The organism is Dellaglioa sp. CoH-56-MRSF-13, from assembly GCF_056782095.1.
This window is the reverse complement of sequence record NZ_JBXAYC010000012.1, coordinates 3,443-5,228: the sequence shown is the minus strand read 5'-3', so window position 1 is coordinate 5,228 and position 1,786 is coordinate 3,443. Positions and strand designations below refer to the sequence as shown.

At 48.5% G+C, this 1,786-nt stretch carries 1 rRNA gene; it reads left to right on the top strand.

Annotation, left to right across the window (positions count from 1 at the left end):
• Window positions 1-170 precede the first annotated feature (170 nt).
• A 16S ribosomal RNA gene (locus AC1RP1_RS07510) occupies window positions 171-1,731 on the top strand.
• Window positions 1,732-1,786: the final 55 nt, after the last annotated feature.

Sequence of the window (1,786 nt, the reverse complement as noted above, 5' to 3'; positions counted from 1 at the left end):
TTGATATGATATAAAAGTTGTCAAAAGCAACCAAGTAGATCTTTGAAAACTGAACAAATTTTCGACAAATCAAATGTGTAGGGTCTCTTAACTAAGAGTTAAGAGCAAACATTTGCGAAGTCAATTCGCTAGTTTCAAAAAGTAACAAAACAATAAGAGCAATCAACTTTTTATATGAGAGTTTGATCCTGGCTCAGGATGAACGCTGGCGGCGTGCCTAATACATGCAAGTCGAACGCATTATCTTCACCGAGTGCTTGCACTCACCGAAGATAATGAGTGGCGAACGGGTGAGTAACACGTGGGTAACCTGCCCAAAAGAGGGGGATAACACTTGGAAACAGGTGCTAATACCGCATAATTTGTTAAACCGCATGGTTTGATAATGAAAGACGGCGTAAGCTGTCACTTTTGGATGGACCCGCGGCGTATTAGCTAGTTGGTGAGGTAAAGGCCCACCAAGGCAATGATACGTAGCCGACCTGAGAGGGTGATCGGCCACATTGGGACTGAGACACGGCCCAAACTCCTACGGGAGGCAGCAGTAGGGAATCTTCCACAATGGACGAAAGTCTGATGGAGCAACGCCGCGTGAGTGAAGAAGGTTTTCGGATCGTAAAGCTCTGTTGTTAGAGAAGAATGTAGGTAAGAGTAACTGTTTACCTAGTGACGGTATCTAACCAGAAAGCCACGGCTAACTACGTGCCAGCAGCCGCGGTAATACGTAGGTGGCAAGCGTTATCCGGATTTATTGGGCGTAAAGCGAACGCAGGCGGTTTTTTAAGTCTGATGTGAAAGCCTTCGGCTCAACCGAAGAAATGCATTGGAAACTGGATAACTTGAGTGCAGAAGAGGAGAGTGGAACACCATGTGTAGCGGTGAAATGCGTAGATATATGGTAGAACACCAGTGGCGAAAGCGGCTCTCTGGTCTGTAACTGACGCTGAGGTTCGAAAGCATGGGTAGCAAACAGGATTAGATACCCTGGTAGTCCATGCCGTAAACGATGAGTGCTAAGTGTTGGAGGGTTTCCGCCCTTCAGTGCTGCAGCTAACGCATTAAGCACTCCGCCTGGGGAGTACGACCGCAAGGTTGAAACTCAAAGGAATTGACGGGGGCCCGCACAAGCGGTGGAGCATGTGGTTTAATTCGAAGCAACGCGAAGAACCTTACCAGGTCTTGACATCTTCTGACAAACCTAGAGATAGGCCGTTCCCTTCGGGGACAGAATGACAGGTGGTGCATGGTTGTCGTCAGCTCGTGTCGTGAGATGTTGGGTTAAGTCCCGCAACGAGCGCAACCCTTATTATTAGTTGCCAGCATTTAGTTGGGCACTCTAATGAGACTGCCGGTGACAAACCGGAGGAAGGTGGGGATGACGTCAAATCATCATGCCCCTTATGACCTGGGCTACACACGTGCTACAATGGACGGTACAACGAGTTGCGAGACCGCGAGGTTAAGCTAATCTCTTAAAGCCGTTCTCAGTTCGGATTGTAGGCTGCAACTCGCCTACATGAAGTTGGAATCGCTAGTAATCGCGGATCAGAATGCCGCGGTGAATACGTTCCCGGGCCTTGTACACACCGCCCGTCACACCATGAGAGTTTGTAACACCCAAAGCCGGTGAGGTAACCTTTTAGGAGCCAGCCGTCTAAGGTGGGACAGATGATTAGGGTGAAGTCGTAACAAGGTAGCCGTAGGAGAACCTGCGGCTGGATCACCTCCTTTCTAAGGAATATTACGGAAACCTACACACTTGTCGAAAATTTGTTTAGTTTTGAGG